3 protein-coding genes are annotated in these 4,458 nt (G+C 36.5%); 1 reads left to right on the forward strand and 2 read right to left on the reverse strand.

Annotation, left to right across the window (positions count from 1 at the left end):
* Positions 1–453: 453 nt before the first annotated feature.
* Positions 454–1,500 carry a type 2 isopentenyl-diphosphate Delta-isomerase gene (gene fni / locus AFK68_RS08790; protein ID WP_094672404.1) on the reverse strand — a complete coding sequence of 349 codons (1,047 nt, stop codon included), beginning with the start codon at positions 1,498–1,500 and terminating at the stop codon, positions 454–456.
* Positions 1,501–2,026: 526 nt separating this feature from the next.
* Between fni and rnhA the strand changes: the two genes are divergently transcribed.
* The gene (gene rnhA / locus AFK68_RS08795; RefSeq protein WP_094672405.1) at positions 2,027–2,503 is read left to right on the forward strand and encodes a ribonuclease HI; all 477 of its coding nucleotides are present in this window, start codon (positions 2,027–2,029) and stop codon (positions 2,501–2,503) included.
* A gap of 571 nt (positions 2,504–3,074) precedes the next feature.
* Here rnhA and alr read toward each other — a convergent pair.
* The gene (gene alr, locus AFK68_RS08800) at positions 3,075–4,298 is read right to left on the reverse strand and encodes an alanine racemase (RefSeq protein ID WP_094672406.1); all 1,224 of its coding nucleotides are present in this window, start codon (positions 4,296–4,298) and stop codon (positions 3,075–3,077) included.
* Positions 4,299–4,458 lie beyond the last annotated feature (160 nt).

Below are 4,458 nucleotides of genomic sequence, written 5' to 3' on the forward strand. Positions count from 1 at the left end.
CACTAAATCTTTTCTTTCTATGAAAAATCTACAGCAAAAGTACATTTTTAGCTTAGGCAATTTAATTCAGCAAATAAAGAAAATCTGTTCTAGGAAAATATTCCGATTCTTAATTTTTCTCAATAGTTGTTACAGCAGATTCCATCTTATATCATGTTCGGTTGAATACTTATAAATAATTACCAAGGAGTCAGGAGTCAGGAGTCAGGAGTCAGAATTGTTGAAGAAAGGAGTTAGAAGAAAAGTAGAAGTGTAATATCTTTTCTCTACTGTCAGAGCTGAAATTTTATTTATAGCGCTGTGGGCAGGGAACAGGGAACAGAGAAGGGGGAACAGGTAAGATATTTTTACGAAAAAGGCATGAAAAAGGATTTTTTCTGGTTACTTTTTCTTTCTTTAGCCGATCTAACTCAAAGGTTTATTTATTTTCCGGAGATGTCTATTCAATACTTACTACATTCTTGAGTTTAATTTTTCCAAAGTTCGAGATTTTTTCAATTCCAATAAATTAGCATTACCCGTACAAAATAGAACTGTAGTTATTTCTGCAATTAATATATCTACTAATAAATTTAGAGATTCTTCTGATTCGACTGCTGCTTGGAGAAATGGCCAAGCTAATCCACCTAAGTCTGCACCAAGAGCGATCGCCTTTGCCACGTCTAACCCATTTCGTAAACCTCCAGAAGCAATTAAAGGAATCTCTGAGTTAAAGGTGCGGATGGTAGTTATACATTCTGCTGTCGGTAAACCCCAATTAGCAAAAGTATTTCCTAACCTACGCTGACGAGCATCTGTAGCGCGTTCACCTTCAATTTTTGCCCAAGAAGTCCCTCCAGCTCCCGCAACGTCAATGGCTGCTACTCCAGCATCAATTAGTTTTTCAGCCATTTGCCTAGAAATGCCATTACCTACTTCTTTGGCAATTACTGGCACTGGAAGTGAGTAACATAACTTTGATATTTTGTCAAGAATACCTTTGAAATTAGTATCACCTTCAGTCTGAATGCACTCTTGGAGAGGATTGAGATGTAAAATCAGAGCATCTGCCTGTAAAATGTCAATCGCTTGTTGACACTGGTCAAGACCATAATCATAATTGAGTTGGACAGCTCCTAAGTTAGCAAAAAGGAGGATATCAGGAGCAAGCGATCGCACAGCAAAAGTATCAGCTACCTTGGAGTTTTCTACAGCTACCCGTTCCGAACCAACTCCCATAGCTATTTTATAGTGTTGGGCAACTTTGGCTAACCGATAATTAATCATTTTGGCTTGTTCAGTGCCACCTGTCATCGAAGATATTAATAATGGCGCACCGAGTTGTTTCCCAAGAAATTTAGTTGTTATATCTATTTCACTGCGATTTAGTTCTGGTAAACAGCAGTGGGTAAAACGGTAACGGTCTAACCCATTAGTCGTGTTGTTAAATTGGACATCTGATTCTAAACAGATTCGTAGATGCTCTGCTTTGCGGGATTCAGTTTGTGAGATTGAGTTCATCAGTTTTGTAATTACAAATTTACACAGAAGTTTATTAAAAAAACTTATTTATCTCAATATACTATCTATAAAGTAATTAGCAAATTGGGCATAACCATTTTGGATAACTAGACAGGACTTACCCAAAATAAATATTTTACATTAGAGAATTTATTGAGTTAGGCAACTCTTACTGTGCTTCTAGTATCTCTAGGTAAGTCCTGAAAGATTTACTTTCTTAGAGTATGCAACGACCATTCCCGATAACTGAGTCTACTTCTCTAGCAATATCCTGGTAGTCGTAATAACCAGAAGTAACCCATCAATTGTAATACTCAGTCAACCCTGTATATTGATTAATCATTTTTATTTTTATAAACTTAACCAGTAAATCACAAAAAATAGTAATAGTAAAAGTGCATATCCTATACTATTTGTTAAAAAAGTATAGTAGTTACTTAAGCTACTATCTACCATTATTGTGCTTGACTACCATATCACTCTATTATTCTTTAGAGCAAATTTACTCTAATAAAAAGGAACTAAAATGACAGAAAACAAACCAGAAATTACTATTTATACTGATGGTGCTTGTAGTGGAAATCCTGGCCCTGGTGGTTATGGTATTGTTCTCTTATCTGCTGGTAAACAACGCCAAGAATTCTCTAGAGGTTATAAATTAACTACTAATAACCGTATGGAATTAATGGCAGCAATAGTAGGATTAGAAAAACTAGAATTTCCCTCTATTGTCACCCTATATACTGACTCGAAATATATAGTTGATGCTGTTACAAAAGGTTGGGCAAAACGTTGGCGAGCTAATGGTTGGAAACGGAATAAAAAAGATAAAGCAATGAATCCCGATCTATGGGGAAAATTATTAGATTTATGCGATAAACATGAAGTTGAATTTTCTTGGGTACGGGGTCATTCTGGAAATATAGAAAATGAGCGTTGCGATAAATTAGCAGTGGCAGCATCTCAACAAGTAGATTTACTATCAGACCTTGGTTATAAATAAGTAAAATTACAGAAATTATGATTAAATAAATAAAATTTTGTTACTAGAGAAAAAAAATGGGTTATTGCAATAACCCTGTTGATTTCTATTGAATGAGTCTGTAATAATTAAAGCTTAGTTAGGTCAAGATTCAGTTAAACGCTAATACTAATCATATTTGCTAACTCGTTTTTTAATTAATAAGTCAATAGCCACCTCAGTATTGGGGTGGTTATTTTAATATTAGTTATATGATGTCCGGTAGCATCGGTATTGTAAGCTCAGGGTAAGGAAGAAGGCTTTAGTTATCTAGGAGAGAAGGCTTTAGTTATCTAGGAGAGAAGGTTTAAAAGCCTGAAAAAACTTAAATTTCCTATAGATACTTATGCTTGAGTTTACACAAACGATACTAGCGGACATGATATTACAGCGGATTTCCAGATAGCATGAGTTACAGCTATTACAGGTAATATCATGTCCGGATAAGAGCGTGATAAAAAAACTTTCTTCTTTTTATACTTTCTTTCTCCTCTCTTCCCTCCTGACTCCTGGCTCCTGACTCCTGACTCCTCTCTCGTTTATTTATAACTATTCAACCGGACATGATAACTGCTACACGAGGCAACCTATTTTTAAAACCACAAAGAATTTCCCAGGAAATAGTTCCTAAACTATTTGCCCAGTCTTCAGCAGAAATTTGATGTTTACCAACCTCTCCCAATAAAGTTACCACTTCACCTGTTTCTAGATCGGGTATAGCACTCACATCCAACATCAACTGATCCATTGTAATAGCTCCCACTTGTGGAATTAGTCGATCGCGCACAATGACTTTCATCTTATTGGAAAGGTTACGAGGTACACCGTCAGCATAACCAATACCCACCACTGCCAAACGCATCTGCTTTGGAGCAATAAACTGATAACCATAACTCACACCAGTACCTGCTTCAATAGTTTTGACTTGTGTCACCCTAGCTTTTACTTGCATTGCTGGTTTTAAGTCAATTTTATCCTGTAGATGAGGTGCTGGATACAGACCATAAATAGCTAAACCCACCCGTACCATATCGTAGTGCAAGGCAGAGTCAGTTAATGTCGCTGCCGAGTTAGCTAAATGAAGTCGTATATCACCAGGAGAACTTTTTCCACCAATACCACACAAATCTATTGCTTCCTCAAACCTTTGATGCTGCTGTTTCATCACTGTTTGGTCTGGGTTATCTGCTGTGGCAAAGTGGGAATAAATACTAGCAATTTTTAAATTTGGTAACCCCTGCACAAATTTTACAAATTCCACTGCCTGTTGCCAAGGTGTTCCTAAACGAGACATTCCCGTATCCAACTTGAGATGTACTGGCATTGCTTCAGTGTAGTGGGAAAGAGTTTCCGAGAAAACTAGAGCTTGTTGAGGCGTGCAAATAGTTGGTTGTAGTTGCCAGTGAGCGATCGCTTGAATTTGTTCGGGTCTATCTGTTGCACCTAAAATTAAAATTGGCGCTTCAACTCCAGCTAACCTTAATTCTATTCCCTCTGGCACCGTTGCTACTGCCAACCAATCTGCACCAGCTTCTAGAATAGTGTGAGATACTTTACACGCTCCATGTCCATAAGCATCTGCCTTGACTACTCCCATTAATCGAGTTTTATCTGATAAAAGGCTCTTAATTTGTTGGACATTATAAGTCAATGCCTGATCGTTAATTTCTACCCATGCTCTTTGACAAATACCTCCATAAGCATCACTTTCTATTGCTCCCTGATTTAAACTTTCTGTTGCCAGAGTTTTAAAAGAAGCATTTTCCCAGCTTAACATTTTCACTCACTCCTCAATCAGTTCAATTTTTTATTTATTAAAACAATCTACTGCCAAAATTTATCAAATCAGGTTGTATATAAGAAAATCAAAAAGATTATTTTTAAAAAACTAAAAAAATATATAGCAGGGAACAGGGAATAAGAAACAGTGGGAAAAA

Source organism: Hydrocoleum sp. CS-953 (genome assembly GCF_002260545.1).
Classification (GTDB): Bacteria; Cyanobacteriota; Cyanobacteriia; order Cyanobacteriales; family Microcoleaceae; genus Trichodesmium.